General features: G+C 68.4%; 30 protein-coding genes and 1 riboswitch. Of the genes, 10 read left to right on the top strand and 20 right to left on the bottom strand.

Annotation, left to right across the window (positions count from 1 at the left end; genetic code table 11):
• Positions 1-4: 4 nt before the first annotated feature.
• Positions 5-125, bottom strand: a riboswitch (glycine riboswitch).
• 199 nt (positions 126-324) lie between these two features.
• Together V8246_RS01740 and V8246_RS01735 are read left to right on the top strand one after the other, a co-directional pair.
• Positions 325-1578: a multidrug effflux MFS transporter gene (locus V8246_RS01740; RefSeq protein WP_336187644.1), complete on the top strand. Its 1254-nt coding sequence runs from the start codon at positions 325-327 to the stop codon at positions 1576-1578.
• 17 nt (positions 1579-1595) lie between these two features.
• Positions 1596-2006: a hypothetical protein gene (locus V8246_RS01735; RefSeq protein WP_313222586.1), complete on the top strand. Its 411-nt coding sequence runs from the start codon at positions 1596-1598 to the stop codon at positions 2004-2006.
• Between the two features lie 97 nt (positions 2007-2103).
• Here the strand turns inward: V8246_RS01735 and V8246_RS01730 are convergent, their stop codons facing one another.
• The 8 genes from V8246_RS01730 to V8246_RS01695 form a co-directional block, all read right to left on the bottom strand.
• On the bottom strand, positions 2104-2667 hold the full coding sequence (locus V8246_RS01730; RefSeq protein WP_336187643.1) for a metal-dependent hydrolase: 564 nt from the start codon (positions 2665-2667) through the stop codon (positions 2104-2106).
• Positions 2668-2792: 125 nt separating this feature from the next.
• Positions 2793-4343 (bottom strand): trypsin-like peptidase domain-containing protein, encoded by a 1551-nt coding sequence (locus tag V8246_RS01725; RefSeq protein WP_336187641.1) that lies wholly within the window; start codon positions 4341-4343, stop codon positions 2793-2795.
• 71 nt (positions 4344-4414) lie between these two features.
• Entirely contained in the window at positions 4415-6391 is a 1977-nt protein-coding gene (locus V8246_RS01720; protein WP_336187640.1) for a M2 family metallopeptidase, read from the bottom strand.
• Positions 6392-6474: 83 nt separating this feature from the next.
• Entirely contained in the window at positions 6475-6960 is a 486-nt protein-coding gene (locus V8246_RS01715; RefSeq protein WP_336188308.1) for a hypothetical protein, read from the bottom strand.
• A 109-nt stretch (positions 6961-7069) separates the two neighbouring features.
• Complete coding sequence (gene minE, locus V8246_RS01710) at positions 7070-7324, bottom strand: cell division topological specificity factor MinE (RefSeq protein ID WP_093296824.1); 255 nt, start codon at positions 7322-7324, stop codon at positions 7070-7072.
• Between the two features lie 2 nt (positions 7325-7326).
• Positions 7327-8136, bottom strand: coding sequence for a septum site-determining protein MinD (gene minD, locus V8246_RS01705; protein WP_336187639.1), 810 nt, complete (start codon positions 8134-8136; stop codon positions 7327-7329).
• A gap of 44 nt (positions 8137-8180) precedes the next feature.
• Positions 8181-8969 (bottom strand): septum site-determining protein MinC, encoded by a 789-nt coding sequence (minC, locus tag V8246_RS01700; RefSeq protein WP_244966546.1) that lies wholly within the window; start codon positions 8967-8969, stop codon positions 8181-8183.
• Positions 8966-9562, bottom strand: coding sequence for a GNAT family N-acetyltransferase (locus V8246_RS01695; protein ID WP_336187637.1), 597 nt, complete (start codon positions 9560-9562; stop codon positions 8966-8968). Before V8246_RS01695 ends, minC begins: the two co-directional genes overlap by 4 nt.
• A gap of 179 nt (positions 9563-9741) precedes the next feature.
• Here V8246_RS01695 and V8246_RS01690 point away from each other — a divergent pair, with 179 nt between their 5' ends.
• The 5 genes from V8246_RS01690 to V8246_RS01670 all read left to right on the top strand — a co-directional run bounded on the left by V8246_RS01690 (position 9742) and on the right by V8246_RS01670 (position 14237).
• The gene (locus V8246_RS01690; RefSeq protein WP_336187636.1) at positions 9742-10977 is read left to right on the top strand and encodes a sensor histidine kinase; all 1236 of its coding nucleotides are present in this window, start codon (positions 9742-9744) and stop codon (positions 10975-10977) included.
• Positions 10974-11615: a response regulator transcription factor gene (locus tag V8246_RS01685; protein WP_162109974.1), complete on the top strand. Its 642-nt coding sequence runs from the start codon at positions 10974-10976 to the stop codon at positions 11613-11615. The genes V8246_RS01690 and V8246_RS01685 overlap by 4 nt, the downstream gene beginning before the upstream one ends.
• A gap of 272 nt (positions 11616-11887) precedes the next feature.
• Entirely contained in the window at positions 11888-13048 is a 1161-nt protein-coding gene (locus tag V8246_RS01680) for a polyketide cyclase (RefSeq protein WP_313222592.1), read from the top strand.
• Between the two features lie 144 nt (positions 13049-13192).
• Positions 13193-13561 carry a DUF423 domain-containing protein gene (locus tag V8246_RS01675; RefSeq protein ID WP_185895634.1) on the top strand — a complete coding sequence of 123 codons (369 nt, stop codon included), beginning with the start codon at positions 13193-13195 and terminating at the stop codon, positions 13559-13561.
• Position 13562: 1 nt separating this feature from the next.
• Complete coding sequence (locus tag V8246_RS01670) at positions 13563-14237, top strand: DNA-3-methyladenine glycosylase (protein ID WP_336187635.1); 675 nt, start codon at positions 13563-13565, stop codon at positions 14235-14237.
• A gap of 7 nt (positions 14238-14244) precedes the next feature.
• On the opposite strand, the gene V8246_RS01665 is transcribed toward V8246_RS01670, so the two are convergent.
• The 8 genes from V8246_RS01665 to V8246_RS01630 form a co-directional block, all read right to left on the bottom strand.
• The gene (locus tag V8246_RS01665) at positions 14245-14742 is read right to left on the bottom strand and encodes a hypothetical protein (RefSeq protein ID WP_336187634.1); all 498 of its coding nucleotides are present in this window, start codon (positions 14740-14742) and stop codon (positions 14245-14247) included.
• Positions 14743-14856: 114 nt separating this feature from the next.
• Positions 14857-15687 (bottom strand): M15 family metallopeptidase, encoded by an 831-nt coding sequence (locus V8246_RS01660; RefSeq protein WP_336187633.1) that lies wholly within the window; start codon positions 15685-15687, stop codon positions 14857-14859.
• Between the two features lie 9 nt (positions 15688-15696).
• Positions 15697-16215, bottom strand: a complete 519-nt coding sequence (locus V8246_RS01655) for a PH domain-containing protein (protein WP_336187632.1) — start codon at positions 16213-16215, stop codon at positions 15697-15699.
• A 46-nt stretch (positions 16216-16261) separates the two neighbouring features.
• Positions 16262-16441, bottom strand: coding sequence for a DUF4177 domain-containing protein (locus V8246_RS01650; protein ID WP_336187631.1), 180 nt, complete (start codon positions 16439-16441; stop codon positions 16262-16264).
• Positions 16438-16638: an Arc family DNA binding domain-containing protein gene (locus V8246_RS01645; RefSeq protein WP_336187630.1), complete on the bottom strand. Its 201-nt coding sequence runs from the start codon at positions 16636-16638 to the stop codon at positions 16438-16440. Before V8246_RS01645 ends, V8246_RS01650 begins: the two co-directional genes overlap by 4 nt.
• Positions 16635-16910: a hypothetical protein gene (locus V8246_RS01640; RefSeq protein WP_336187629.1), complete on the bottom strand. Its 276-nt coding sequence runs from the start codon at positions 16908-16910 to the stop codon at positions 16635-16637. Before V8246_RS01640 ends, V8246_RS01645 begins: the two co-directional genes overlap by 4 nt.
• Positions 16911-16923: 13 nt before the next feature.
• Entirely contained in the window at positions 16924-17787 is an 864-nt protein-coding gene (locus V8246_RS01635) for an SPFH domain-containing protein (protein WP_336187628.1), read from the bottom strand.
• A 21-nt stretch (positions 17788-17808) separates the two neighbouring features.
• The gene (locus V8246_RS01630; RefSeq protein ID WP_336187627.1) at positions 17809-17931 is read right to left on the bottom strand and encodes a hypothetical protein; all 123 of its coding nucleotides are present in this window, start codon (positions 17929-17931) and stop codon (positions 17809-17811) included.
• Between the two features lie 122 nt (positions 17932-18053).
• Here V8246_RS01630 and purT point away from each other — a divergent pair, with 122 nt between their 5' ends.
• Both purT and V8246_RS01620 read left to right on the top strand, forming a co-directional pair.
• Positions 18054-19238: a formate-dependent phosphoribosylglycinamide formyltransferase gene (purT, locus tag V8246_RS01625; protein WP_336187626.1), complete on the top strand. Its 1185-nt coding sequence runs from the start codon at positions 18054-18056 to the stop codon at positions 19236-19238.
• 10 nt (positions 19239-19248) lie between these two features.
• A complete protein-coding gene (locus V8246_RS01620; RefSeq protein ID WP_336187625.1) occupies positions 19249-19554 on the top strand; it encodes a hypothetical protein in 306 nt (101 codons plus the stop codon).
• Here V8246_RS01620 and V8246_RS01615 read toward each other — a convergent pair.
• The 3 genes from V8246_RS01615 to V8246_RS01605 are packed head-to-tail and all read right to left on the bottom strand — an operon-like array spanning position 19544 to position 22102.
• A complete protein-coding gene (locus tag V8246_RS01615) occupies positions 19544-20749 on the bottom strand; it encodes an endonuclease/exonuclease/phosphatase family protein (RefSeq protein ID WP_336187623.1) in 1206 nt (401 codons plus the stop codon). The genes V8246_RS01620 and V8246_RS01615 overlap by 11 nt on opposite strands.
• Before the next feature lie 46 nt (positions 20750-20795).
• Positions 20796-21521 (bottom strand): arginyltransferase, encoded by a 726-nt coding sequence (locus tag V8246_RS01610; protein ID WP_336187622.1) that lies wholly within the window; start codon positions 21519-21521, stop codon positions 20796-20798.
• The gene (locus tag V8246_RS01605) at positions 21518-22102 is read right to left on the bottom strand and encodes a phosphatase PAP2 family protein (protein WP_336187621.1); all 585 of its coding nucleotides are present in this window, start codon (positions 22100-22102) and stop codon (positions 21518-21520) included. Before V8246_RS01605 ends, V8246_RS01610 begins: the two co-directional genes overlap by 4 nt.
• A gap of 144 nt (positions 22103-22246) precedes the next feature.
• On the opposite strand from V8246_RS01605, the gene V8246_RS01600 reads away from it, so the two are divergent.
• Complete coding sequence (locus V8246_RS01600; RefSeq protein WP_336187620.1) at positions 22247-22969, top strand: EF-hand domain-containing protein; 723 nt, start codon at positions 22247-22249, stop codon at positions 22967-22969.
• 47 nt (positions 22970-23016) lie between these two features.
• Here V8246_RS01600 and V8246_RS01595 read toward each other — a convergent pair whose 3' ends face one another.
• Complete coding sequence (locus tag V8246_RS01595; protein ID WP_336187619.1) at positions 23017-24162, bottom strand: sigma-70 family RNA polymerase sigma factor; 1146 nt, start codon at positions 24160-24162, stop codon at positions 23017-23019.
• Positions 24163-24194: the final 32 nt, after the last annotated feature.

The following is a 24194-nucleotide window of genomic DNA, read 5'->3' as shown; positions in this document are numbered from 1 at the left end:
CGTGGGATGCCCCTCTGTCCTTTTGCCTGAGAGTTTGGAAGCGCGCGGACGAGGAGGTCGCGTGCTTCGTGCCCCTTCGGCGCCGGCGCTGCCGCGAGGCGGCCGGTCTCTCCAGAGTGTCGTTGCAGTGGTGGTATCGGGCCTGAGCGATTACGGGCGTTTGCGCCTTCGGCAGCCGGTCGCGGGCGACGGGCTTCTCCCACCGGTGTTGCCGGCGGATTATAGCCTGCGGGCGGGTCCGCCGGCGGTTTCGGCGTACCATGTGCCGCCCGGCGCGGTCCGTTCATGGAGAACCGCCGCGCCCGTCCGGAGCGTCCCCCCGCAATGAGTGCCCCCCACGCCATCTCCAACCGCCGCCTGGCCCTGCTGCTGGGCGGGCTGGCGATGTTCGGTCCTTTCTCCATCGACACCATCTTCCCGGCCTTCCCGGCCATGGGCGCGCAGCTGGGCGCGGACAAGGTGGCGATGCAGCAGACCATCAGCGCCTACCTGCTGACCTACGCGTTGATGAGCCTGGTGCACGGGCCGCTGTCGGACACGTTCGGCCGCCGGCGGGTGATCCTGGGCGGGCTGTTCGTGTTCCTGCTGGCGTCGGTGGGCTGCGCGCTGGCCACCGACATGGGCACGCTGCTGCTGTTCCGCGCCCTGCAGGGCCTGTCGGCGGGCGTGGGCTTCATCGTCGGCCGCGCGGTGATCCGCGATGCCCGACACGGCGACGACGCGCAGCGGCTGATGAGCCAGGTGTCGATGATCTTCGGCATCGCGCCGGCCATCGCCCCCATCGTGGGCGGCTGGATCCTGGGCTGGAGCGCCTGGCCGACGATCTTCTGGTTCCTGGCCGCCTTCTCGCTGCTGTTGCTGGTCGCGGTGGCCGTGTGGCTGCCGGAGACGCATCCGGTCGAAGCGCGCCTGAAGGTGTCGCCGCGGCACCTGCTGCGCGACTACGTGGGCATCGTGCGCAACCGCCGCTTCCTGCGCCTGGCGCTGGCCGGTTCGTTGAGCTTCGGCGGGCTGTTCCTGTACATCGCGTCCGCGCCTGCGTTCGTGATGGACCTGCTGCACCTCAACGAGCAGCAGTTCGCGTGGCTGTTCCTGCCGACCATCGGCGGCATGGTGTTGGGTGCGTTCCTGTCCGGGCGTGCGGCGGGACGCGTGGAAGGGGCGCGCCTGGTGAAGATCGGCTATGCCTGCATGGCGCTGGCGATGGTGGCGAACGTGGGCTACAACGCCTGGGCGGGCGCGGACATCCGCGTGCCGTGGGCGGTGCTGCCGATGATGCTGGCGGCGCTGGGTGTGGCGCTGGTGTTCCCGATCCTGACCCTGGCCATCCTGGACATGTATCCGCGCCAGCGCGGTGCGGCCTCCTCGCTGCAGGCCTTCAGCAACCTGATGGTGAACGCCATCATCGCCGGTCTGCTGTCGCCGCTGCTGAGCCACCACGGCCTGCACCTGGCGCTGGGCATGGCCGGCTTCGTGCTGCTCGGTTGGCTGATGTGGCAATGGGAAGCGCACGCCAGCCGTCGTCAGCCCGTCTGCCCCCGCGAACCGGCGGCGCTGCAACCCACCGATCAACTCTGACGTCCAGCGAGATTCCCATGTCCATCCAGTCCAAGGCCCGCCGCGAAGCGAAGAAGCGCAAGGCGACGAAGGAGCGCAACGTGGCGCGCGCCAATGCACCGGCGATCGAACCGCATGCCGAGCTGCGCAATCCGCAGGGCGACCTGCTGGCCGGCATCGTCCGCCAGGCGGGCGTGTGGGTGCTGGGCATGGACGGCCGCATCGCCGGCAGTTCCGACAGCGCGGCGGAAGTGCTGGCGATGATCAAGCAGGCCGCGGCCCTGCACGAGGCGCAGGGCAGCCCGGTGCGGCTGGTGTACTCCGACGAGCTGCGCGATACCGCCGTGATCGAGGCGGCCGCGCAGGGGCTGACGCTGGAGCAGTTCGAGCAGCAGATGGCCGAGCAGATGAAGGCGAACAAGCCGGAGCCTGCGCCGGACGTGAATTGACGCCGTACGCCTCTCTGTAGGAGCGACGTCAGTCGCGACCGCAGCCTGTCCGGGCGGAGCAGGGGCGACTTGCAGCATGGCGATCGTCCTGCGTGCTTCAGCCCTTCTCGACCACTCCCGCCGTGCGGTCGCGACTCACGTCGCTCCTACAACGGCGCCACGCCGCCATAGCGGCCAGCGAGAGTGTGGGCATCCATACCCAGCGCAGTTCCGACAGCAGCACCTCCACGCCGCGCGCGCTGAAGAAGCGGTTTGCGAACGGCGACACGTCGATCACCCGCCAGGGTGCGAAATGACGTGTGTCGGACCAGGGCCAGAACAGCGCGACACCCAGGCCCCCGTCGGTCAGCATGTCCAGCAGCGGGTGGGAGGCGGCGGACAGGGCGACGAACAGTAGCGCGGTGAAGGGCGGCGCTTTCAGCATCCGCGCGGAACACGCGGCCAGCAGGCCGCAGGCCAGCGCGAAGACCAGCGAATGGCTCGCCCCCCGGTGACCGAAGGCGTGCGCGTAATCGATGCCGAGCGCGAACATCGCCACGTCCGCGTCCGGCAGCATCGCGGCCATCATCCCTGCCGCGACCAGCCGCGGCGGAAGGCGTGCACGGCCGAGCGCGATGCCGGCGGCGAGAGGAACCAGGGCGTGGGTGAGGATCGTGGGCATGGGCGAGGGCGGTGCGTCGGTGGCGCACAGGGTCAGGCCGCCGCGTGTGGCCTCGATGAAGCCGGCATGTGGACAAGAGAAAGGCCGGCGTGCGCCGGCCTTTCGCGACAACCCTTCAAGCGGTCTCAGCGTTCGCGTTGTGTCCTGCGCAGCGGTGCCATCGGGCGGCGCTCGCCGGTGGCGGGGCGAACGGGTGGGGTCGATGCGGCCGCGCTTCCGGCGGCACGTGCGCCCTGTCCTTGGGCGATGGCGCCGGCCGTCCGCACCAACGGCTGCGAGCTGTTTTCCCGGACCGGATCGGCGGCGATCCATTGCTTGATCTGCGGGAAGACCAGGTCGAGCCGCGAGTAATGGTCGCGGTTGGCGGTATTGGCGATGTTGCCCGTGTTGGCGCAGGACGCATCGCCGCCGTACAGGCCGCCCCGCAGCCGGTAGCTGTTGTCGGCGTAGCGCGTGAACAGTCCCGAGCCGCTGCTGCCGCCTTCGGTGGTGCCCTCCAGCCAGCCGACCGTGAACTGTTCCGCGTAGCGGTCGGCGACGTGCTGTCCGCGCGAATACTTCTTCGCGTCGCCCGAGGGGTGGTGGATGGCGATCACCTCGGCGTTCGGGGCCAGCGTGCTGGCGTCCCAGCCCGCGAACGTGGCGCCGGCCGGTGCGGGATTCTTCAGGCGCAGCAACAGGGCATCGACGTTGGTGTCGACGAACAGGATGTCGGCGCCGCCGGTCAGCGCATTGTTCTTGCGGCCATCGGCGGTACTGCAGCCACTGTTCTCGTAGCCCCAGTAGGTCGTGAGGGTATTGGCGACGGTCTGGCTGTCGATGCAGTGCGCAGCGCTGTAGAAGTAGGGCACCTGGGTGGAGGCGGTGGTGTCATTGAGCAGCGTGCCGGTGCAGATGTAGCTCTTGCCGGCATCCACGAAGACCATATGGGCCACGGCGTTCTTGGCCTGGACATAGGCCGGCCCCAGCTGGTCGACGCGGCAGACCGCATTGATGTTGCAGGCAGCCGATTCGCCGACCTTTTCCACGATCTTGAAATCGTTGCGGCTGTTGGCCAGCAGGTGCGACACCTGCGGCGCCTGCAGGCGTGCCTGCGTGGCGGCCACGTGGGACGGACGGTAGACCTCGATGATCTGGGTGGCGCCGTCGGTCGCCGGCGTCCAGTAAACGCCTTCCTTGTCCGCGAGTGCCTGCGCCTCGGCCGCCGTGATCCTGGCGACGACGCGTGCAGGGTCATCGGAGCCGGCGAAGCGCAGCTCGACGTGCGGGTGCAGGGGCTTCACCTGCAAGCCCACGCGCAGGCCCAACGCATCGGGGGAATCCACCCGCAGGCGGGCGACCGCGCCGCCCGATTTCAGCGTTACCCAACGCAACGCGGGCGTGAACCGCTCGATGCCTTCGTGGGCGAGCGCGCGCCCGACGCCGATCTGGGTGGCCTTGATGCGCTGGCTGGCATTGTGGTTCTCCAGTTCCACCAGCCGCCGGATCGCCAGTTCCCGATAGCCTTGCCGGGTGATGTCGCGCGCCGGGAATTGCGCCAGCTTCCAGGCAGGTGCCGCCTGCGCCGGCGTGCGGCTGGGTTCGCCGGCAACCTGGGTCACCGCGGCGCTGGCCGCGAAGGGCGTGGCGACCAGCATCAGGCTGGCCAGGCATCGCAGGGTGTTCGATCGCATCATTCTTCAGACCTCCGTGTCGGAGCGTGGAGCGGGAACGGGCGGACCGACGACGGTCCGCCCGTGTACGGGGCTTACGGTTTGGCGGGCGCCGCGGCGGCCACGGGTGCGGCCGCCGGCCAGCCGCAGGTCTGGCCTTCGTTTTGCTGCTTCAGCCAGTCCTGCAGCGGCGCGAAGTACTCCAGCACCGCGCCGGCATCCATCTTCTCGCCGCCGGTGAGCTCCTTCAGCGTGGCCTGCCACGGCTGGCTGGCGCCCTTCTCGAGCATCGCCCAGAACTTCTGGCCCGCCGCCTTGTTGCCGTAGAAGCTGCAGTTGTACAGCGGCCCCTTGTAGCCGGCCGCGTCGCACAGGCCCTTGTAGAACTGGAACTGCAGCACGTGCGAGAGGAAGTAGCGCGTGTACGGCGTGTTGCCCGGCACGTGGTACTTCGCGCCTGGATCGAAGAAGTCCTCGCCACGCGCGGTGGCCGGTGCCACGCCCTGGTACTTGGCCTTCAGCTCCCACCAGGCCTTGTTGTAGTCGGCCGGCTTGATGCTGCCGTCGAACACGCCCCAGCGCCAGCGGTCGATCATCAGGCCGAACGGCATGAACGACACCTTCGCCAACGCCATGCGCATCTGCGCATTGATCAGCGCTTCGTTGCTCTGCTGCTGTTCGCCGACCATGCCGATCGACTTCAGGTAATCCGGCGTCATCGCCAGCACCATCGTGTCGCCGATGGCCTCGTGGAAGCCATCATGCGCGCCGGTCTGCAACAGCGGCGGCAGCTTGTTGTAGGCCAGGTAGTAATAGACGTGGCCCAGCTCGTGGTAGATGGTGGTGAAGTCTTCCTCGTTGGGCTTGATGCACATCTTGGTGCGCACGTCGCCGGCCATGTTCATGTCCCAGGCGCTGGCGTGGCAGACCACGTCGCGGTCCATCGGCTTGATGAACTGCGTCTTGGTCCAGTAGCTCTCGGGCAGCTTGGGCATGCCCAGGCTGGTGTAGAAGTCCTGGGCGCGCTCGGTCATCTGCTTGGCGACCTGGAGCTGCGCTTCGCGCTCGGCCTGGAACAGCTTGTCCGTGCCCGGGCCCGGACCTGCCTTGGCCAGCGCCGCCTGATAGTCGGCCTGGTACTGCTTCTCCAGCGCGCCGGTGATGTCCAAGCTGCCGGCGCCCTTGTACGGCTCCAGCATGTCCCACAGGTTGCCCCAGTCCTGCTGCCACATGTTGCCCATCAGGTGAGCAGGCAGCAGGCCGTTGACCTGGCCTTTCTCAACCCCGTAGGTGGCCTGCAGCTTGGTGCGGGTGTAGCAGTGCAGCTGCTCGTACAGCGGCTTGACCTGGCCCCACAGGCGGTCGGTCTCGGCGGCGATCTCGGCCGGCGTCATGTCGTAGCCACTGCGCCACATCTCGCCGGTGTCGGCGAAGCCCATTTCCTTGGAGCCCTCGTTCACCAGCTCGACGAAGCGCGTGTAGTCCTTGCGCATCGGCTGGGCGATGGTGTGCCAGCCCTGCCACGCGTCCAGCTGCGCGTCGTAGTCGCGGCTGCTGCGCAGGACGTCTTCCAGTTCGCCCAGCTGGCGGCACTTCTTCGCCTCGCCTTCGCCGGTGCAGTAGGTGCCGGCACCGTAGGTGCCCTCCATCCGGGTGGCGATCTGGGTGAGTTCGGCCAGCTTGGCCGGATCCTTCGGCGCCGGCATCGCGGTGGCCAGCTTCAGCAGCTGGATGGCGCGCGCGGTCTCGGGCGACATCTGCTGGCCTTCGAACTTCTTGGCCTGCTCGATCCAGCTGTTGAGCTGGGTCAGGTAGCGCTCGTTGCCCTTGGCGGCCAGCAGCTGGCTGTCGTCGTTGATGTAGGTGCTGGACAGCCACTGCGCGGCGGTCATCTCCGGATACATCTTCTTGAACTCGTCGTTGACGCGCGCGATGAACTGGTCCGCGGTCTCGCCCTGCGGTGCAGCCGGGGTGGCGGCCGAGTCGGTGGCCGGCTCGTCCTTCTTGCAGGCGGCAAGGGTGGCGAGGCCCGCGCCGATGGCGAGGGCGAGCAGGAGATGGCGATGCTTCACGGGACGTCCTTCAGGGTGCGGTGGGCACAGGAACCTGAAGGGTAGTGAGGGGCGGCGGGGGCGGCAAGTGGGGGCGCCCAGCCTCAGCGATGCGGCAGCCCGCGCTCCTTGAGGAAGGCGCGGGCGTCGTCGGCATCCTGCTCGAACCACGCCCGGGTGGAGCCCAATCGGTAGGTATACCCCCAGGCATCCATGTCGGCCATCAGCCGGTGGCGACCCACGCCCGGCAGGTCGTCGGCCAGGATGATCTGCAGGCAGCAGGTGGCATCCTCTTCGATCACCGAATCGGTGGCGTCGGTGTGCACCTGCGCGCGCCGTTCGGCCGGAAGCACGATCAGGTGGCAGGCTTCATGCAGCATCGAATGGACGGGCGTATCGCCGCGCACGTAGACGTTATGGGCGATCACGCCGGCCTCCGGCTCGCCCCAGAAGCTGCCCGGGATCGGCGCGTCGTCCCCGACGAAATGGAGCTGCAGGCCATGGGACGCCAGCAGGGCATCGGCAGCGCCGGGCGGCAGGTCGCGCACCCGGAGCACGTCGGGTGGGGCGGCGTCGGAAGAGTCAGCCATCATGGGAAAACACCTGTAGGAGCGCCCCATGGGCGCGATGCTTCTGTTTTCCACCACGCATCGAAAAGCATCGCGCCCATGGGGCGCTCCTACGAGCAGCCCGGTCCGGTCAGGTGTTGCCTTCCGGCAGCGCCACCGAAATGTCGAGCACGTCGTGGTCGCCGTCCTTGATCAGGTCGACCTTGACCGCATCGACATCGACGTTGACGTACTTCTTGATCACTTCAAGCAGTTCGCGACGCAGCAATGGCAGATAGTCGGGCGCCCCCCGCGAGCTGCGCTCCTGCGCGATGATGATCTGCAGGCGGTTCTTGGCGGTTTCGGCGGTGTTTTTCTTCGCCTTCAGGAAATCGAACAGGCCCATGCTCAACCTCCGAACAACTTGCTGAAGAAGCCCTTCTTCTCCAGGGTGGTGAAGCGCAGCGGGCGGTCTTCGCCCAGCAGGCGCGCGACGGTGTCGTCGTAAGCCTGGCCGGCCGGCGACTCCAGGTCGAGAATGACCGGTTCGCCCTTGTTGGACGCGTTGAGCACATCGCCGGATTCGGGAATCACGCCGAGGGTCTTCAGGCCCAGCACTTCCTCCACGTCCTTGATGCTGAGCATCTCGCCGCCCTCCACGCGCGCCGGGTTGTAGCGGGTGAGCAGCAGGTTGGCCTTCAGCGGTTCGCCGTTCTCGGCGCGGCGGGTCTTGGAATCCAGCAGACCGAGGATGCGGTCGGAGTCGCGCACCGAGGAGACTTCCGGATTGACCACCACGATGGCCTGGTCGGCGAAGTACATCGCCAGGAACGCGCCCTTCTCGATGCCGGCCGGCGAGTCGCACACGACGAAGTCGAAGCCGTCGTCGGACAGGTCCTTCAGCACCTTCTCCACGCCTTCCTTCGTCAGCGCGTCCTTGTCGCGCGTCTGCGACGCGGCCAGCACGAACAGCGTCTCGAACCGCTTGTCCTTGATCAGGGCCTGCTTCAGCGTGGCCTCGCCCTGGGTGACGTTGACGAAGTCGTACACCACGCGGCGCTCGCAGCCCATGATGAGGTCCAGGTTGCGCAGGCCGACGTCGAAGTCGATGACCGCGACCTTCTTGCCGCGGCGGGCCAGCCCGCACGCGATGCTGGCGCTGGTGGTGGTCTTGCCCACGCCGCCCTTGCCGGACGTGACTACGATGATTTCAGCCAACGGTGTTCTCCTTGGTCGTTCTTATGTTCGGTCGGAGCCGCGCATCAGTCCTGCGCGGCGATCTTGAGTTGGTCCTGGTCCAGCCAGATCTGCACGGCCTTGCCGCGCAGTTCCTTGGGTACTTCCTCCATCACCTTGTAGTGGCCGGCGACGGCGACCAGTTCGGCATGGAATTCACGGCAGAAGATGCGCGCGTCGGCATTGCCGCGCGCACCGGCGAGGGCGCGGCCGCGCAGCGCGCCATAGACGTGGATGGAACCGTCGGAAATGACCTCGGCGCCCGCGCCGACGGTGCTGAGCACGGTCAGGTCGCGGTTCTCGGCGTAGAGCTGCTGGCCGGAGCGCACGGGTGTCTTCTGGACGAGGCCGGGCTTGATGTCGGCCGCCTTCGGCGCGGCGGGCGCCGGCGCCGCCTTCGCAGGCGCAGCATCGGATGCGACCGGGCGCGGGGCGGACGCGGTCGGGGCCGAAGCGCCTCCGACAGGTTCGTACTGGGCGCGGAACTTGGCCAGGAGAGGCAGGCCCAGCTGTTCGGCCAGGGTTTCGGTATCGCGGGTGCCATACGCCAGCGCCACCGGGATGACCCCGGCGCCGCGCAGGCCGTCGATCAGCGCGCGCGCGGTGTCGGCATCGGGCAGGCGGCTCAGGCCGCCGAAATCCACGATCACGGCGGCACGGCCGAACAGCTTGGGGGCGCGCTCGACCCGTTCGCGCATTTCGCGGATCAGCTGGTCCACGTCGAGGGTACGGATGCGGAGGTTGGCGATGCCGACCTGGCCGATCTTCAGTTCGCCGGCCTGTTCGTAGTCCATGGGGGCTCGCGTCACGCTCATGTTCCGGTCGGCCGCTGGACGCCGGCATCGGCCTGCAGGCGGGTGCGGGCCCAGGCGACGTCGGGCAGGCTGTCGCCGTAGGTGTCGTGCACCCAGGGGTAGCTGCACAGCTCCTTCATCAGCATGCTGGCGCGGACATTCGCCTCGGCCATCACGTGCTGGCCCACCTCGCGGAAGCCGAAGCTGCCATGGAACAGCAGTGCCGGATCGGCGCCGTGGTCGAGGAACACCTCGCACGCCAGCTGCGGGTAGCGCAGTTCGGCATAGCTCTGCACGTCGGCGTAGAAGGCGCGGCCCACGCCACCGCCGCGACGGCGGCTGGCCACCACGATGCGGTCGATGTAGAAGAACTGCGGGTAGCGCTCGCCGAACCAGGCGAAGTTGCTGCTGTCGTGGGCGGCCCCGGAACCGAAGCCGACCAGGAAGCCGGCCAGGTTGCCGTCGCGCTCGGCGACGCGGAAGTACTCGGCGGTCTCGTAGAAGCGGCGGACCTTGGCCGAATCCAGCGGCAGGATCGCCAGTCCGGCATTGTTGTTGAGGGCTAGGACGGAATCCAGCTCGTGCTCGCGCACGTCGCGGATGACAATCGACATTACCTGACTCCGAACGGGTCTTGCAGGGCGGCACGCAGCCAAGCCCGGATTATCGCATGCTGCCGCAGCACCGGACAGGCGCCGGGTGAGCCGCGGATGAACCCCGCGGTCCCGTGCGCCAGGCCCGGCATGACTTTAGTTGGGACATGGGTGCGGGCGATTCCGCCTAAGATGCCCGGATGTTGGGACGACTCAGCCACACCCGCCTGCTGCGCGCCGCCGGCCTCTACACCTGGGCCCTGGTGGGGATTCCCATCATCCTCAATGTCGTGGTGCCGCCGCCGAATGGGCAACCCGTCAACATCCCGATGGCGGCGCTCAGCTACCTGAGCTTCGGTGGTTGCTACTGGCTGGCGACCCGCGTGCTGGATGGCCGTCGGGACGGGCTTCCTCTGGCATGGAACATCCCGCTGGCCATGGTGCTGACGGCCGCGGCCATCGGGGTGGGCGTCTACACCGAGACGGGCCTGGGCGCGGTCCTGCTGATGATCATGGCCGGCGTGCTGCCGTGGCTGCTCGACCTGCGCTATGCCATGGCCTGGCTGATCGCGGCCCACGTGGCCCTGGTGCCGGCCTTCATGACGATGACCCGGGACCAGTTCACGTTCTGGGAGGCCCTGTTCCAGTCCATGTTTTACGTGGGCTTTGCCGCCTTCGTGATGATCACCACCTACGTCGCGCGCCAGCAGGCCCAGGCACGCGAGGAGCAGCGCCGTCTCAACGCCGAGTTGCGCGCCACCCGCGTGCTGCTGGCCGAAAGCGCTCGCGTGAACGAGCGCACGCGCATCTCCCGTGAACTCCACGACCTGCTGGGGCACCACCTGACCGCCCTCAGCCTGAACCTGGAAGTGGCCGGCCACATGACCGAGGGGAGGGCGCAGGAGCACGTGCGCCAGGCGCATACCCTGGCCAGGCTGCTGCTGACCGACGTGCGCGAAGCCGTCAGCCAGTTGCGCGACAGTGGCGCGATCGACCTGGGTGCGGCACTGGTGCCGCTGGCCGAGAAGGTCCCCTCGCTCGCGATCCACATGGACATCGAGGAGCCGCTGACGCTGGAGGACCCGCACCGGGCCCATGTCCTGCTGCGCTGCACCCAGGAGATCATCACCAATACCGTGCGCCATGCCGGCGCGCGCAACCTGTGGCTGCACTGCCGGCGCGACGGTGCGAGGATCCTGATCGATGCCCGCGACGACGGTGCCGGCAGCCCGCAGGTAGTGGCCGGCAACGGCCTGACCGGCATGCGTGAACGCCTGGCCCAGTACGGCGGCGCGCTGCGCATCGAAACGCGGCCCGGGCATGGCTTCTGCCTGCATATCGTGCTGCCCGTCAGCGAGGCCGCGCCGGCCTTCACGCCGCTTCCCGTTTCCCCACCCGAACCCACACCCGAGCTCAGCTCCGGAGGAACCCCGTGATCCGTGTCTGTCTGGTCGACGATCAAACCCTGGTGCGCCAGGGCATCCGCTCCCTGCTGGCGCTGGACGACGGCATCGAGGTCGTGGCCGAAGCCGCCGACGGCAAGCAGGCCGTCGACCTGGTGCCGCAGGTGAAGCCGGATGTCGTGCTGATGGACATGCGCATGCCGGTGATGTCCGGTCTGGAGGCGCTCCAGGCCCTGGCTCGGGCGGGCCAGCTGCCGCCGACCATCATCCTGACCACGTTCGACGACGACCAGCTGGTGCTGGCTGGCCTGAAGGCGGGCGCCAAGGGCTACCTGCTGAAGGATGTCTCGCTGGAGCAGCTTGTCGGCGCCATCCGTACCGTGGCCGATGGCGGCTCGCTGGTGCAGCCTGCCGTCACCCAGCGCCTGCTCTCCGGCCTGGAGCATATGCGCAACGAATTCGTCAGCCTGGACCGCCCGGATCCGCTGACCGACCGCGAGACGGAGATCCTCCGGCTGATGGCCAGCGGCTTCTCCAACAAGGAGATCGCCAATTCACTGGGCGTGGCGGAGGGCACCATCAAGAACCACGTGTCCAACATCCTGTCCAAGCTGGGCGTGCGCGACCGTACCCGGGCGGTGTTGAAGGCCTTCGAACTGCAGCTCGTCTGAGCAGGGCGGCCGGGCCAGGCTCCGCCGTGCGGGGGGGGTGCGCCGTCCGCGGAACCGGGTGATGCACGCGGCGTGGCCTTCGTTTCACGCCAGGGCACGCCATCGCACGGGATTCGCAGCGGCACGCGGGTCGCGACCGGTAAGGGGTTCCATACGCCCCGGAATAGGGCGGCCAACCGGTGTCAGATGGGCTGCGCGAAGCCCGGCAACCCTGCTAGGATGCGCGGTGCATTTTTTTCACGGCCGAGGCACCGGCCCCCGGAGACTCCTGAATGACCCGTTTGATCGAGTTCGTGATTGCGTTGGCGCTGGTCCTGGCGCTGTTTCTGGTGATCGGCCTGATCCTGCCGTCCTCGCGCGAATTGCAGGAAAGCGTCGAGACCAACCGCCGCATGACCATCGTGTTCGACACGCTGAACAACGTGCGCCGACTGAAGGACTGGAACCCGCTGGTTCCGAGCGCGGCCAACGAACTCAGCTACTCCGGTGGCGAAGACAATACCGGCGTCGGCGCCAAGGTCGACTTCAACTCCGCCAACCCGGCCTGGGGCCAGGGCAGCTGGGAGATCGTCGAGAGCGAGCGTCCCGCCCCGACCGGCGGCCCGGGCAAGATCGTCTATGCGATCAACGACAAGCGCATGGGTACCGACAAGCGCAGCACCTTCGCGCTGGAGCCCACAGGCAAGAACAACCGCAACGTCAAGATCACCCAGTCCTATGAGGTCACCTACGGCTGGAACCTGATCGGACGCTATGCCGGCATGTACGTCAGCCGTCACGTCGGCGATGCGGTCAAGGCCGGCCTGTCCAAGCTGACCAACATGCTGGCCACCGTGCCGAACTTCGACTACCGCACCGAAGGCAGCCCGCTGACCGACCTGAAGCTGGTCGAGCTGCCCGCCGAGGACCTGCTGGTGGTGAACGCCGGCAACATCGACCGCACCAATGACGCCATCAAGGCCTCGATCAAGCAGAACCAGGAGTGGATCAAGCGCGTGATGGAGGCCAACGGCCTGGTGGCCGCCGGTCCGGTGCGCATCATCACCACCGACTACGGTTCCGAGAAGTACGCCTTCGACGTCGCCCAGCCGGTCCGCAAGGGTACGGCCGCGCCGAAGGCCGATGCCGCCGCCGAGGGCGAAGCCGCCCCGGCCGCCGCGCCGGCCCCGGTCGCTTCCGCCGGTGAGCTGAAGGTCACCATTCCGTCGGGCGCCCCGGTCGAGTACGTGCGCTCCGAGCCGCGCAAGCTCGCCTTCGCCAGCTACACCGGCTACATGGCCGAACTGGACAACCAGCGCAACGCGCTGCGCGCCTGGGCGGTCACCGCCGGCCACGAAGTGGTCGATCGTCCGTTCGAGTCCTGGAAGTCCGGCGTCGACGGTGCCTTCGAGGCCGACGGCAAGTTCGACATCTACTGGGCGGTCAAGCAGTAACACCGCCCGGGCCTGCATCCGCGATGACAGGTACGCTTCCAACGCGCCGCTTCATGCGGCGCGTTGCGTTTCCGGCCATCGGTTTTCCGCAATGCCTTCCGCCACTGGCAGGATGCCGGTCTCCCCGCGAGGTCCGCTGAATCCATGAACTACGACCGGCGTCAACGCAAACCCTCCTTCCTGGCCCTGTGCGGCGGCCTGCTGGCCGCTGCCGCGGTCGGGCTGTCGGCCTACGCGTCTCACGGCGTCGGCGATGGGCAGGCGCAGTCGAACCTGCAGACGGCGGCCCTGTTCGGCTTCGGGCATGGCCTGGCGCTGGCGGCGCTGGGCGCGGGGACCACGCGTCGCATGGGCAAGGCCGCACTGTCCCTGCTGTTGCTGGGCACGCTGCTGTTCGCAGGCAGCCTGGTCGCCGGAGCCATGGTCGGAACCAGCACGCGGCTGGCGCCGGCCGGCGGCATCATGCTGATGCTGGGCTGGGTGCTGTGGGCGATCGACGCCATCCGCCGCTGACATGCCCCGGCACGCGCGCGGCTTCGATACCGAGCAGGCCTGGGACCACCTGAGCCGGCGCGACCGCAAGCTCGGCACCTGGATGAAGCGGATCGGTTACATCGAACCGCAACCGACCTGGCGCAAACCGTTCGATCCGGTGGATGCACTGGCGCGCGCGATCCTCTACCAGCAGCTCAGCGGCAAGGCGGCGGCGACAATCGTCGGTCGCGTGGAAGCGGCCATCGGCAGCACGCGGCTGCACTTCGACACCCTGGGACGCATCGATGACGCGGCCTTGCGGGCCTGCGGCGTCTCGGGCAACAAGACGCTGGCATTGCGCGACCTGGCGGCGCGTGAGCAGCGGGGCGAGATCCCGACTCTCCGGCAGATGTCGGTGATGAGCGAAGACGACATCGTCACCGCGCTGGTGCCCATCCGCGGCATTGGCCGCTGGACGGTGGAAATGATGCTGATGTTCCGCCTGGGCCGCCCGGACGTGCTGCCGATCGACGACCTGGGGGTGCGCAAGGGCGCGCAGTTCGTCGACCGGCAGGAGGTCATGCCCACGCCGAAGGAACTGCTGGCGCGCGGCGAGAAGTGGGGCCCCTATCGCACCTACGCGGCGCTGTACCTGTGGCGCATCGCCGATTTCGGCACCGAAGTGAAGACGGCGACGAAGCGGTCGCAGGATTGAGGCGACGTCAGGTGTCGCTGGCCTTCGGCGCGAACAGCGGGTCTTCGCTCAGTGGGCGCTTCGGCGCCGGCGGGTTGCGCTTCCACTCGCGAAGGAAACGGTGGTAGCGGAATGTCGCCGTCATCGCGCGGAAGTAGAAGATCGCGAACAACAAGCCCAGCACCAGTCCGGAGGGCTTGCCCGTGTCGATCATGATCAGCACCTTCGACAGGACGAAGTAGGCGAGCATGAGGGTGGCGGCTGTGCGGCTGCGTTTGTAGATGCCGAAGGCGAGTCCGGCGATCAGGGCGACATCGACAAAGTTCCAGGCGGCATCGGTGTTTCCCGCTGAATCGCCGGAGAGTGCGATCAGGGTGACGATCAACGTCATGGCGCAAGAGACGCATGCCGCCACCCAGCCATGCTTGATGGGATGCGAAATCTCCTCGGGAACGTCACGTTCCAGCGGCAGACGTGTTTCCGTGATGACGGCTGCAGGGCTTTCGTAAGGGTTGGATGGGTTCATCGAGATTATTCCTTTCCATGGAGAGGCGGTCCGTTACACGCACGCCCCGTCGATACTGTCGACGATGGCGGAGTGCACGCCCCAGAGCGAGAGTGTCCGCTCCCCCTCTGCCCGTCAAGCGGGCCACCGTCCAGCGAAGCACCAATGCCACGGCTCATACACGATGCCGTGCGGGTTGCCACGCGGGTAACTCATGACGAAGCCGAAATCGCTGGCGTGCCGGGTGAGCCAGGCGAAAGCGGTGGTGTGCTCGAAGGACTCCTCGGCGGGCGGTTCGCCCGGCGTACCGATGTCGAGCGCGCGGCCGCTGTGGTGTTCGCTGTAGCCGGGCGCGGCGTTGACGTGGAGGATCTCCTCGACACTTTGTCCGCGCGCGCGCTTGCGCTCGAAGATGCCGAGTTGGTAGTCGTGGCTGCGATAGCCGGAGATGGCCTCCAGCATCACGCCGTCGCGTGCGGCGGCGGCGCGCATTGCCTGCCATCCGCGCCCAGCGGAGCGCGTCAGCCAGAGCGGGCGGCGGTAGCGGTCGCGTCCTGCGAAGGCGAGAGCGGCCGGTTCGGCGACCAGGGTCAGGCCGGTGCGTTCGGCGTAGGCCGCATCGTCCAGTCCCAGGGCATGCAGGCGTTCCTGCAGGGCGTGCAGCGGCAGCGCGCCCTGGGCATCGGCGTCGAAACCGCGGGTGGCCGATTCGAAGCGGTCCAGGGCGTCCCACGCCTCGTCCAGGCCGGGTTGGCGCGGCAGGCCGGTCGCCAGCGGATGCACGCCGCGCGCGGACACCGCCGCCAGGTAGCGGCCATCCTGCTTGCGGCGCAGCACCCCGTATGCGCCTGCCAGCACGCGGGCATCGGCGTTGCTGCGCGCGCGCAGCAGGTCGGCCGGCCACAGTTCGATCCGCGACGTGTTGAGCAGGACCGACTTCAGAGGCAGGGCGGGCAGGCGGCGCATGCCCGCAGCTTAGCGGCGGGCCATGGGCGCCGCCAGCTCGCGCAGTCGCGCCAGCAGCTCGGCCGGGCGCTCAGGGCTGACCAGCACCTGGCTGCCGTCCCGCAAGGGCAGCGCCAGCACGCGCGTGCGATCGGTGACCAGGCAGAAGGCCTTGCCGAGGTTGCGCAAGCGGAAATGCCCGGCCTTGAATCCGGGCAGGCTGAAGCCGTTGGTCTTCAGGGTGGGCGAAAGCTCCGTGTGCTCTTCCAGGCTCACCACGCGGGCCTTGTCCAGGTCGATCGACTCGATGGCGAACCGCTTCGTATAGAACGTGGCGCGGACCTGCAGTTCGCGGTTGTCCAGGACGATCGCGCGTCGTCGCATCGCCACGGCCAGCGCCACGCCGACCAGCAGGATGAAGGGCAGGGTCAGCCATGCCGCAAGCGGCGGCGTGTCCGCTTCCAGCGTCATCGCCGCGGCGCAGGCGCCGACCGCGAGGATCAGCGGCACCCACAGCCATCCGTTGGCATGCGGAGGCAGTGGTGCCACGGGAAAGTCCTGCGGCTGCTGCATGGGGAAAGCTCCGTGTCGTGGATCAGGCGGGCTTCTTGAAAAACAGGCGCACCGAGACTTCGTGCTCGATGAAGAGCGTGCTGACCAGCTCCCAGCCCTGTGCGCTCATCTTGTCCAGCTCTTGCTGGATGCGGTCGGTCAGCTTGCCCGCGAACATCTTGTACGGGATTTCGACGACCTTGTGGTTCCATCGGGGATTCATGGCGATTCCTTCTTGGGAGCGTCCGGCGTCGAGCCAGTCCGGGGCAACCTTCCCGCCTTTCGCAAGGCGTCGCGCAACACGTATTCGATCTGCGCGTTGAGCGAGCGCAGTTCATCGTCGGCCCAGCGCTGCGCCGCAGTCAGCACATCGGCGCTGATGCGCAGCGGATAGGCCTTCTTGTCCTGCTTCTCGCTCACCGGCGCTTCCCGCTGCGGCGCAGCTGCAGCACCATCGAAACGATCAGCGCGTTGACCAGCACCACCATCGCGATCACCACGCCCTGGGCGAGGCGTTCGTCGTCGCCCGCCCAGTACACACCCACCGCACCGCCCTGGATGGCCAGGCCGATCAGCACCCAGTGCAACGCCAGGCCGCGCGAACGCGGATCGCGCGCCCGGCTCACCCACGCGCCGATGAGCAGCGCGGGCAGGCCGGAAAACGCGAGGATGAGCGGGGCGAGCGCGTGCATGGCGTGATGCCCGTCAGTAGATCGAGCCGGTGTTGACGATCGGCTGGGTGCCGCGTTCACCGCACAGCACCACCAGCAGGTTGCTGACCATCTGCGCCTTGCGCTCCTCGTCCAGCTTCACCACGTCGTTCTTCTGCAGTTCGGCCAGGGCCATCTCCACCATGCCCACCGCACCGGCGACGATGCGCGTGCGCGCGGCGATCACGGCATTGGCCTGCTGGCGTTGCAGCATGGCCTGGGCGATCTCCGGCGCATAGGCCAGGTGGCTGATGCGCGCTTCGATCACGTCCACGCCGGCCTTGCCCAGCCGCTCGGCGATCTGTTCCTGCAGGTGTTGGGAAATTTCCTGCGGATGACTCCGCAACGCGATCTGGCCTTCCTCATGCTGGTCGTAGGGGTAGCTGGACGCCATGGCGCGCAACGCGGCCTCGGACTGGATGTGCACGAAGCTCTCGTAGTCGTCCACGTTGAACACGGCCTCGGCCGAATCCACCACCTGCCACACGATCACCGCGGCGATCTCGATGGGGCTGCCATCCAGTTCGTTGACCTTCAGCCGGCTGCTTTCGAAGTTGCGGATGCGCAGCGAGACCTTGCGCTTGCTGAAGAAGGGGTTGTTCCAGCGCAGGCCGTTGTCCTTCACCGTCCCGACGTACTTGCCGAACAGGCTGAGCACGGCGGACTGGTTGGGTTCCAGCTTGTAGAGACCCGCCATCAGGAACATCACGACGAAGCCGAGCAGGGCGGCCACCACCATGGGCACAGGCTGCTTGTGGGCGGCGCCATGGAGGAACAGGGCGGCGACTCCCAGTGCCAGCACCAGCAGGCCCAGCAGGGTGGGAATTCCGGGCAGCGACGATTTGGCGTTCTCTTTCATGGTCTTGGTCTCGGGACAGGGTTACCGCAGCGACAGGCCGCTGCCCAGCGCAAGCAGGGCCACGGAGAGGAGAAGCAGGCCGCAGATGATCCGGGGCGCATGGTCGGGCCAGCGACGCTGGATCTGTTTGATCACCTGGAGCATGGTCGGCCTCCTGGGTTGGCTTACGCTTATCAGATATCAAATTGATATCAGATGTCAACGATCCGGGCCGCCATCCGTCGGGCCGGCCGGTACACTGGCGCCCCCTTTCCTGGAACTCGCCCATGGTCACGCTCGGAACGCCGCTGTCTCCCCACGCCACCCGTGTCCTGCTGCTCGGGTCAGGCGAGCTGGGCAAGGAGGTGGCCATCGAGCTGCAGCGGCTGGGCGTGGAAGTGATCGCGGCCGACCGTTACGCCGACGCGCCGGCCATGCAGGTGGCGCACCGTTCGCATGTACTGGACATGCTGGACCCGACCGCGATCCGTGCCCTGATCGCCCGGGAGCAGCCGCATCTGGTCGTGCCCGAGATCGAGGCGATCCACACCGAGACGCTGGTCGCGCTGGAAGCGGAGGGCGCGGCCCGGGTGATCCCGACCGCACGTGCCGCGCGCCTGACGATGGACCGCGAAGGCATCCGCCGGCTCGCCGCCGAAACGCTGGGTCTGCCGACCTCGCCATACCGCTTCGTCGACACGCAGGCCGAATACCATGAGGCGGTGCGCGCCATCGGCCTGCCGTGCGTGGTGAAGCCGGTGATGTCCTCTTCCGGCAAGGGCCAGAGCACGCTGCGCAGCGAGTCCGACATCGATCCGGCGTGGCACTACGCGCAGACCGGCGGCCGCGCCGGCGCCGGCCGCTGCATCGTGGAAGGCTTCATCGACTTCGATTACGAGATCACCTTGCTGACCGTGCGCCATGCCGGAGGCACCGCGTTCTGCGACCCCATCGGCCACTGGCAGAAGGATGGGGACTATCGCGAAAGCTGGCAGCCGCAACCGATGTCGCCGCGTGCGCTGGAACGGGCCCAGCAGATCGCCCGGGCGGTGACCGACGACCTGGGCGGCTGGGGGCTGTTCGGCGTGGAGCTGTTCGTGAAGGGCGACGAGGTGTGGTTCAGCGAAGTCTCGCCGCGCCCGCACGATACCGGCCTGGTCACGCTCGCCTCGCAGGAACTGTCCGAGTTCGCGCTGCATGCGCGCGCCATCCTCGGTCTGCCGATCCCGGTGATCCGCCAGAGCGGCCCGTCGGCTTCGTGCGCGATGCTGGCGCACGGTCACGGCGTGCCGGTGTTCGGGAATGTGGAAGGCGCGCTGGAGGAGCCCGACACCGCGCTGCGCCTGTTCGGCAAGCCGCGCGTCGAAGGCCACCGTCGTGTCGGCGTGACGCTGGCGCGGGGCGAGGACGTCGACATCGCCCGCTCCAAGGCCCGCGCCGCCGCCGCGGCCATCACCATCGAACTGAAGTGAGGTGCGCGCGATGAACGGCCATGGCGGTTACGCGGTTTTCTTTTTCCCGCAGGCGCTCGACGCCCTGGGCGAAGCGATCAAGCCCTACCTGACCAGCCAGCCCGACGGCCCGCACATCTTCTGCCGGGAGATCGACACCGGCGGCGCCTTCACCGAAATGACCCTGGTGGGCAAGGACGCCGAAGGCCACGACGTGCAGGTGGAACTGATGGTGCCCGGCAGCATGATCCGGATGATCGTGTCGGCGCAGAGCGAAGCCGTGTTCGGTTTCGGTCCGCGCGTCGCCCCCGCGTCCGCCTCGACGCCTACAGCGTAAGGTCCACCCATACCAGGTGGTGATCGCTGCCATCGGCGATGGCGGCGTCCGGATCGCTCTTCTTCGGCCAGAATACGCCGCTGCCCACCGGCGTCAGGCGCGTGGATGGCAGCACGTAGTCCAGCCGCAGGGCGCCGTTGCGGCGTCCGAAATCGCCTGTGACGTGCGCGGGCGCGCCACGGCGTTGCATGCCCTTGGCGGCATAGGCGAGCGCGGTTTCCTCGCCGCCCTCGCTGCGGGGAGTGGCCATGCGCAGCACGCGCGGATGTTCGAGCAGTTCGACAATGGCCTCGTGCTGGCCGTCGCCATCGGCGGGATCGTTGTTGAGGTCGCCGGCGATGACGAAGCGCGCATCGGCGGGCAAGCCCCCGCAGCGGCCCTGATCGTCGCACAACCAGGGCGCGTCACCGGGCGTCAGGTATTCGCGCCACAGCCGGATCTCGTCCGCATTGCGCAGTCCGTTGCGGTTCTCCGGGCCATCGAACACCGGCGGCGTGGGATGGGACACCAGGAAATGCACTGTGCCGCCGGGCGTGCGCACCGGCACGTCCCAGTGCGACTTGGACGACAGCCGCAGCTGCGCCCAGACGTGGTCGGTGTAGAACGGCTGTCGGGTGGTGGGATCGACCGGATTGGTGGCGCCGGGCAGCGCACTCCAGCGCAACAACTGGAAGGTGCGCACGCCGGCCTCGTCTATCGGAAAGCGCGACAGCACCAGCATGCCGTACTGGCCCGGGTGCAGGCCGTAGCCCCAGGCGTCATTGCCGCGCTCGCGGCCTTGGGCGCCGACGCTGCCGTTGCGGTCCAGGTCCAGCCCGCTGGGCACCCCGGTATTCACCGGCGCAAGATAGCGGTACGGGTAATGCAGCGCCTCGCCGCCGCCCGGTTGGGCGATCTCGAGGTAGCGCTGCTGGAACAGGTCGGCCGCGCGATGCGCCGGGTCGTAGTCGAATTCGTTCAGCAGCACCAGGTCGGGGCGCATCTTCTGCAGCACGGCGGCGATCTTGCGCGCATGCGCATCGTCGCCTTCCAACTGTCGGATCAGGCCGCCGGCCTCGTCCGAGAACAGCGAGGTGTTGTACGTGGCGACGCGCATCGGGGTCTCGTGCGGCGGGGTATCGCCGCGCTGCGGGGCGGCGCCGCTGCAGGCGGCCAAGGCGAGGATCATCGGAAACAGGGCGGCAGGGATTCGCATGCCGCCATGATGCCATGCACGGATGACATCCCCGCGTTGGCGCCACCTACCCGGCGCGGCGCCACTGGCGGCCGTCGAAGTGCTCGAGCGGCCGGAAGCGCCGCTTGTAGTCCATCTTGCGATGACCGTCGATCCAGTAGCCGAGGTAGAGATGCGAATAGCCGTCGCGCTTCGCCCACTCGATCTGGCGCAGGATGGCCAGTGTGCCCAGGCTGCGCGCTTCCTGTGCGGGGTCGTAGAAGGTGTACACGGCCGACAGCGCGCCGGGAATCACGTCGGTCACCGCCACCGCCAGCAGTTCGCCCGCCTCGCGCAGTTCCACGAAGCGGCCACGCGACCAGCTGCCCACCAGGAACTGGTCGAACTCGATGGCGCCATGCTCGTCCATGCCACCCAGCGGATGCCGCGCGGCCAGGTAGCGCTGGTACAGCGCCAGGTGCTCGTCGCTCCGAAGCGCGGCGACGATGCGCGTTTCCACGCCGGCATTGCGCGCGGCGCAGCGCCGCTGGCTGCGGTCGGGCGCGAAGTCCGCCACCGGAATGCGCACCGCCACGCAGGCGCGGCATTGCCGGCAGTGCGGGCGGTAGACGATGTCGCCCGAGCGGCGGAAGCCCCACGACAGCGCGTCGGGGTACAGCTGCGGCAGGCGCGGGTCGCGCGGATCCAGCACCAGGTCGCGCGCCACCCGGTCGGGCCAGTAGCCGCAGGGATGTTCGCCCGTGTGGAACAGGCGCAGGTCGTCGATCGGTTGGGTGTTCTCGCCCATGGTCATGGCATCCAGCGTGCGGCGAGCGGCCAGAGAGCGGCGCCCGCCAGCGTCCCCGCGATCGCACCGGCCACGAGGTCGCGCGGCTCGTGCCGTTCCAGCGCCAGGCGCGACCACGCGACCGCGACGGCGAACAGCAGGGCTGCCAGCGTCCAGAGGGTGCCGAGTTCGCCCAGCAGCCAGGCGGCGAACACCGCGAACGCCATGTGCAGCGACAGCTTGCACCAGCGTGCGGTGGCCATTGCAGCCAGGATCATCGCCGCGGACATCGCCAAGCCCAGCGCGAACACCGGCTGCGTGCCGCGCCATGCCACCAGCGCCGCTCCGACGGCCAGCGCCACGAACAGGAAGCGGTTCAGATGCCCCCGTTCATGGCGCGCGCTGGCGTCCACGTGCGCCCAGCGGCCGCGCCGCACCTGCCACGCCGAATAGCCCATGACGAGGGCGGCGAATGCGCCGAATCCCGCTGCCGACCAGACTGCGGTGACGCGCTCCCCACGTGCCAGGGCAAGCGTCACCACCGCCAGCGGCAGCACCAGCGTCGGGTGGCCGAAGATCGACAGCGCGCGGGCGAGGGCGTGGGGCATGCCCGCAGCATACTGCGGCGCTCCCGTCGCGTGGGTCGCGACCGTCCGCCGGCTGAACGCGCCCGTCAGCGCGTCAACCCGGCACGCAGGCAGGCGTTCTCCCTGCCAGTGGCGCATCTTGCGCCGCGTCTTCAGGAGAACACGATGAACCGCAAGACCCTGCTTTTCGTGGCCGTGCTGGCCGCCCTTGGTGCCGGTTCCGCACTGGCCGCCACCCAGGCAGGCGGCGCACACGAACCCGCGCGCGCAAACCTGGACGCGAACAGCGATGGCGTGATCGACAAGGCCGAAGCCGCCGCGCATCCGCGCCTGGCCGAACGCTTTGCAGACCTGGACAAGAATGGCGACGGCAAGCTCAGCGCCGAGGAACGCCCGCAACGCAAGGGCATGCGCGGTCCCGGCCGCCATGGCGGTGGCGAGCGTGGCGGAATCGCCTTCAGGAAGCTGGACGCGGATGGCGACGGCAAGGTCAGCCGTGCCGAGGCGGCAGCCGATCCGAAGTTCGCCGAACGCTTCGACACGCTGGATGCCAACAAGGATGACGCGATCGATCGCGTCGACCGCGAACTGCGCGGCAAGCAGCATCGGGACGCGTGGTTCGCCAAGGCCGATACCGACAAGGATGGCAAGCTGACCCGTGCCGAGATCGACCAGGCCCACGCTGCGCGCCGTGCCGAGGCCGGTCAGCGCAGGCAGGCCCGCATGGACGCGCGTTTCGCGACGGCGGATGCGAACAAGGATGGTCGCCTGTCGCGCAATGAGGTGAAGGACAGCCGCCTGGCCTCGCGCTTCGACGCCCTCGACGCCAACAAGGACGGTTCCCTGTCCAGGGACGAGCTGGCGGCAGGCAAGCCTGCCCACCGCTGAGCGGAACGGCGTGCACCCGGCCATCCGGGTGCACGCGCCATCGGGCTTCAGAACGCGAGGCGGCCGGACATCACCAACCCGGCGATCACGCCCGCACTTGCGAGTCCGATCGCGATCACCAGCCCCCACACGCGCCAGAAGCGCTGGCGTTCTATCTGCCGCCGCGTGCCTTCCGGGTCGCGTTGAAGGTCACGGGCCTGACGCCGCCGCAGGATGCGCGGCAGCCAGATCGCACTGGCCCAGCAGATGCCGCCCATGTAGACCAGGGTCAGTCCCAGGTGAGGCACCCAGCCGCGCACCTGCGTCAGTGCCATGATGCCGACGATGAAGCCGAGAATCAGCAGGGTGCAGAACGCGCCATAGAACACCAGGTCCCGCCGCTCGCGCGCGTCCAGCGGATCCTTCAACGGCTTGCGGATGCCGAACCACACCGCGCCGATGCCGACCAGCGTGCCGAACGCGGCCGCGCCCAGCGCGCCCCCCACCAGTTTGAGCAGGCCCTTGCCGGCCGCTGCGCCGCCGGCGCCCAGGACCACCGCGCCCGCCGACGGTGGCGCCGCGATGGCGATCATGCCCAGGATGCCGCTGGCGAATGCCGCAGACGGCGCCGAAGCGCGCGCGAACTCGCCGAAGCGCGCCATCAGTTCTTCGCGCACGTACTGGCGCGCACGCGACAGCCGTTTGCGCACCGCGGAGTCGGTGATGCCGAGCAGCGAGGCGACCTGCTGCGAGCGCTGGCCTTCGCGGTAGTACAGCAACAGCACCTCGCGGCTTTCTTCCGGCAGGGCGGCGATGACCTCGCGCGCCGCGGCTTCCTGTTCCGTCTGCAGCAGCGCTTCTGCAGGCGTGGGCGCGGTATCGGCCGCCAGCGTGAGCGCGATCTCGGCGGTCTCGCCGGTCATCGGTCGCCGGCGCTGCGCGCGCAGGTGGTCGCGGGCCAGGTTGCGGGTGATCTCCCGCAGCCACGGCAGGAAACTGTCGGGATTCTTCAGCGTCGCCAGCTGGCGCCAGCCTTTCAGGAAGGCCTCCTGGGCGATGTCTTCGCTGGCGTGCACATCGCGGGTGATCGCCAGGGCGATGCCCGTGACGGCGTTCTGGCACAGCGCGACCACGCGGCCGTAGGCGGCCTGGTCGCCGCGCGCGGCGGCCGGCAGTGCATCACGCAGGGAAAGTTCGATCGTCAGGGTGTCCATCGGGTCTCCGCTCTTTCGGTTCGTGCAGGCAC

It is taken from the genome of Pseudoxanthomonas sp. F11 (assembly GCF_037046485.1).
In the GTDB taxonomy this organism is placed as follows: Bacteria; Pseudomonadota; Gammaproteobacteria; order Xanthomonadales; family Xanthomonadaceae; genus Pseudoxanthomonas_A.
This window is presented reverse-complemented; position numbering and strand designations above follow the sequence as displayed.

Bases quoted from the DNA above. Each gene is read 5' to 3' on its own strand.
- V8246_RS01605 (WP_336187621.1), bottom strand. From the start codon at position 22,102: ATGCCCCACGCCCTCGCCCGCGCGCTGTCGATCTTCGGCCACCCGACG.
- V8246_RS01640 (WP_336187629.1), bottom strand. From the start codon at position 16,910: ATGCACGCGCTCGCCCCGCTCATCCTCGCGTTTTCCGGCCTGCCCGCG.
- minC (WP_244966546.1), bottom strand. From the start codon at position 8,969: ATGAGCGTGACGCGAGCCCCCATGGACTACGAACAGGCCGGCGAACTG.
- V8246_RS01665 (WP_336187634.1), bottom strand. From the start codon at position 14,742: ATGAACCCATCCAACCCTTACGAAAGCCCTGCAGCCGTCATCACGGAA.
- V8246_RS01730 (WP_336187643.1), bottom strand. From the start codon at position 2,667: ATGCCCACGATCCTCACCCACGCCCTGGTTCCTCTCGCCGCCGGCATC.
- V8246_RS01615 (WP_336187623.1), bottom strand. From the start codon at position 20,749: ATGCGAATCCCTGCCGCCCTGTTTCCGATGATCCTCGCCTTGGCCGCC.
- V8246_RS01670 (WP_336187635.1), top strand. From the start codon at position 13,563: ATGCCCCGGCACGCGCGCGGCTTCGATACCGAGCAGGCCTGGGACCAC.
- V8246_RS01675 (WP_185895634.1), top strand. From the start codon at position 13,193: ATGAACTACGACCGGCGTCAACGCAAACCCTCCTTCCTGGCCCTGTGC.
- V8246_RS01740 (WP_336187644.1), top strand. From the start codon at position 325: ATGAGTGCCCCCCACGCCATCTCCAACCGCCGCCTGGCCCTGCTGCTG.
- V8246_RS01620 (WP_336187625.1), top strand. From the start codon at position 19,249: ATGAACGGCCATGGCGGTTACGCGGTTTTCTTTTTCCCGCAGGCGCTC.
- V8246_RS01695 (WP_336187637.1), bottom strand. From the start codon at position 9,562: ATGTCGATTGTCATCCGCGACGTGCGCGAGCACGAGCTGGATTCCGTC.
- V8246_RS01630 (WP_336187627.1), bottom strand. From the start codon at position 17,931: ATGCTCCAGGTGATCAAACAGATCCAGCGTCGCTGGCCCGACCATGCG.
- V8246_RS01650 (WP_336187631.1), bottom strand. From the start codon at position 16,441: ATGAATCCCCGATGGAACCACAAGGTCGTCGAAATCCCGTACAAGATG.
- V8246_RS01680 (WP_313222592.1), top strand. From the start codon at position 11,888: ATGACCCGTTTGATCGAGTTCGTGATTGCGTTGGCGCTGGTCCTGGCG.
- V8246_RS01715 (WP_336188308.1), bottom strand. From the start codon at position 6,960: ATGGCTGACTCTTCCGACGCCGCCCCACCCGACGTGCTCCGGGTGCGC.
- V8246_RS01610 (WP_336187622.1), bottom strand. From the start codon at position 21,521: ATGACCATGGGCGAGAACACCCAACCGATCGACGACCTGCGCCTGTTC.
- V8246_RS01600 (WP_336187620.1), top strand. From the start codon at position 22,247: ATGAACCGCAAGACCCTGCTTTTCGTGGCCGTGCTGGCCGCCCTTGGT.
- V8246_RS01735 (WP_313222586.1), top strand. From the start codon at position 1,596: ATGTCCATCCAGTCCAAGGCCCGCCGCGAAGCGAAGAAGCGCAAGGCG.
- V8246_RS01690 (WP_336187636.1), top strand. From the start codon at position 9,742: ATGTTGGGACGACTCAGCCACACCCGCCTGCTGCGCGCCGCCGGCCTC.
- minE (WP_093296824.1), bottom strand. From the start codon at position 7,324: ATGGGCCTGTTCGATTTCCTGAAGGCGAAGAAAAACACCGCCGAAACC.
- purT (WP_336187626.1), top strand. From the start codon at position 18,054: ATGGTCACGCTCGGAACGCCGCTGTCTCCCCACGCCACCCGTGTCCTG.
- V8246_RS01725 (WP_336187641.1), bottom strand. From the start codon at position 4,343: ATGATGCGATCGAACACCCTGCGATGCCTGGCCAGCCTGATGCTGGTC.
- V8246_RS01635 (WP_336187628.1), bottom strand. From the start codon at position 17,787: ATGAAAGAGAACGCCAAATCGTCGCTGCCCGGAATTCCCACCCTGCTG.
- V8246_RS01660 (WP_336187633.1), bottom strand. From the start codon at position 15,687: ATGCGCCGCCTGCCCGCCCTGCCTCTGAAGTCGGTCCTGCTCAACACG.
- V8246_RS01595 (WP_336187619.1), bottom strand. From the start codon at position 24,162: ATGGACACCCTGACGATCGAACTTTCCCTGCGTGATGCACTGCCGGCC.